General features: G+C 63.0%; 5 protein-coding genes. All 5 read right to left on the bottom strand.

The genetic code is table 11. The features are described 5' to 3' along the window. The coding region (locus tag ACP5E6_RS18660) for a hypothetical protein (RefSeq protein WP_427956914.1) at positions 1-310 on the bottom strand (310 nt) is incomplete at its 3' end. Positions 311-322: 12 nt separating this feature from the next. Next, complete coding sequence (locus tag ACP5E6_RS18655; protein ID WP_427956912.1) at positions 323-937, bottom strand: hypothetical protein; 615 nt, start codon at positions 935-937, stop codon at positions 323-325. After that, positions 934-1,365 (bottom strand): hypothetical protein, encoded by a 432-nt coding sequence (locus ACP5E6_RS18650; RefSeq protein ID WP_427956911.1) that lies wholly within the window; start codon positions 1,363-1,365, stop codon positions 934-936. The genes ACP5E6_RS18655 and ACP5E6_RS18650 overlap by 4 nt, the downstream gene beginning before the upstream one ends. A gap of 124 nt (positions 1,366-1,489) precedes the next feature. Then, entirely contained in the window at positions 1,490-1,828 is a 339-nt protein-coding gene (locus tag ACP5E6_RS18645; protein WP_427956908.1) for a hypothetical protein, read from the bottom strand. Positions 1,829-1,867: 39 nt separating this feature from the next. Beyond that, positions 1,868-2,069: hypothetical protein (locus ACP5E6_RS18640; protein WP_427956906.1), on the bottom strand; the 202-nt coding region annotated here is incomplete at its 5' end.

Raw genomic sequence — 2,069 nt, 5'->3', positions numbered from 1 at the left:
CCGCGTCGCCGTCGCGCGGGACGAACGCATAGTCGGATTGACCCGGTTTCTGGTCTCGATCGGCAGCGAGGCGTTCGCGCACCAGTGCCGAGAAGGCGATCAGCGCATCGAGAGCTGCTTCGCTGTCGGCCGCTTCGGGCAGGCCTGGTACGAGCAGGGTGTTGTTGTCGTACGAATGGCGGGCGACGGCGGCAATGGCCCCACGAAGCAAGGCATCATTGGCGTGGCTGGCAATTGGCAGGGTGCCGTCTGGGCAGGTGGCTCGGCAGAAGCCGATCGTGCCCGATCGGTCGCAGCATGCGGTGAGCATGGCGGGATCCTTTCAGGGGGAAGAGGAAGCGGGGGCCGCGTGGAGGTCCAGTGGGCCGCGTTGGACAAGCCATTGTCGGAGCGATTGGCGCATGCGGCCGATCGCGTTGTTGATGATCGTGAGCGGCGCATCGTGTGCGATCCAGCCGGATTTGATGAAGTCGGGGATCCAGCTGCGGGCGACGTCGATGTAGAGGTGACCGCCGACGATCGCCACGTCGACGAACGGGCCATCGAGGGCGCGGGTCATCGAGAAGATTTCTGCGGCGGGCGCGATCCCGAACGTGTCGGGTAGGCTTCGGCGCGGTGGCCGTGGCCATCGCGTCGTGATCCCGCCCGCGATCATGGCGTCGGCCCGATCGCGGGTCATGACCTGATCGTAGTGAAGATCGGCGATCTGTTCGAAGCGGGCGTCGCGCAATCCGTAAAGGGCGGAGAGCACGGCAACCTGGGCATGGACGCCAGTGTGGTCGACGGTGCGCAGGGTCTGCCAGAGCGGTCCGTCGTAGAAGTCGATTGCGAGCGATCGGGCGAGATCGCGCCGCTTGCGTTGCGAGCAGGCGAGGATCAGCAGCCGGCGGGATTTCGGCATGCGAGGGATAATGGGGAGTTCCGGTGCGGCGCTCATGCCGCTCTCCGAACCGGCTGGTGGCGATGATCGCGGTTGAGATAGCGCTCGACCAGGTGGGCGGCGGGGTGATTGGGATAGGTGGGCCATATCCGGTGATGCCCTTCGTCGTCGGCAAGATTGAGAATGCGAACGGTGACGGTCTGGCGTTTGCCGGTGCGAAGCGAGCGGACGATTGCGAGGTCGGAGCGACCCGTGAGGTAGACGTCATCCCAGCGTCCGGTGTCGGGGTTGTGCCGGGCTGCGGCGCAGACGCCATTGAGGAAGGCTTCAACGATCCAGGGGTTGCGGCAGATCGGTGCGCTGCGGTAGCGATCGCGCCACCAGCCGTCATCCTGGATGTAGTAAACGCTGCCGACGGCGATGGTGCCGATGCGCAGGGGATTATTCCCGCCCATCGAGGGCGAGGCGAAGTATTGGCGGAGCATGGTTTGACCTTTCGGGCATGCAACAATGGCCGGCGCAGGCCATGCCTGTCCGGTCGGTCAGTCGCGGATGGTAGGGAAGATTAAGCTGCGCGCGGCGGGCAAGTCCGTCGTGTCTGGATTGAGCTTAATGGTGAAAGATGATGGCCAGTACGATGGTGATTGCGCCGACGGCGACTGTTCCGACCAACCAGCGGCGGCTCACTTTCTCGTCTCCGCGGATATCGTGAATTTCGGACCGAACGTCACGGATTTCGGATCGAACGTCACGGATCTCAGACTTGAAATCAGCACTTTGCGATGAAAATCCCGCCCGCATCTCGGTGGCTAGGTCTCGGATCATACCTTTGACCTCACGGAGCTCGAATTTCAGCTCCGCAGTCGAATGCTCAAGGATGGCAACCCGGGTTTCCATCTCATGAGGGTAGTCCGGGGTGCTGGGGTTTTCAACAGGTGAATCTGCCATGGCTTCTCCTATCACGTTGGAAGGCGGGGATGAAGACGTTCAGAGGTCCAGCGACATCTGGAGCACCGACGGAACGGCCATCATGCCGCCGCTGCCGAATTCGTAGCGGCAGCGTTCGGCGAGAGTTTCGAGGGCCTGATCGGTCAGGGCATAGAGCCCGAGTTCGGCGAGGATGTCGCAAGCGACGTTGAACCCCTCATCCTTGTTCTGGGCGCAGATCGCTTCGATGTCCTCGATCAGC

Source organism: Acidiphilium sp. (genome assembly GCF_049977125.1).
In the GTDB taxonomy this organism is placed as follows: Bacteria; Pseudomonadota; Alphaproteobacteria; order Acetobacterales; family Acetobacteraceae; genus Acidiphilium.
Note: the sequence above shows the minus strand (reverse complement) of the source record. Positions and strands in the feature narration are given on the sequence as shown.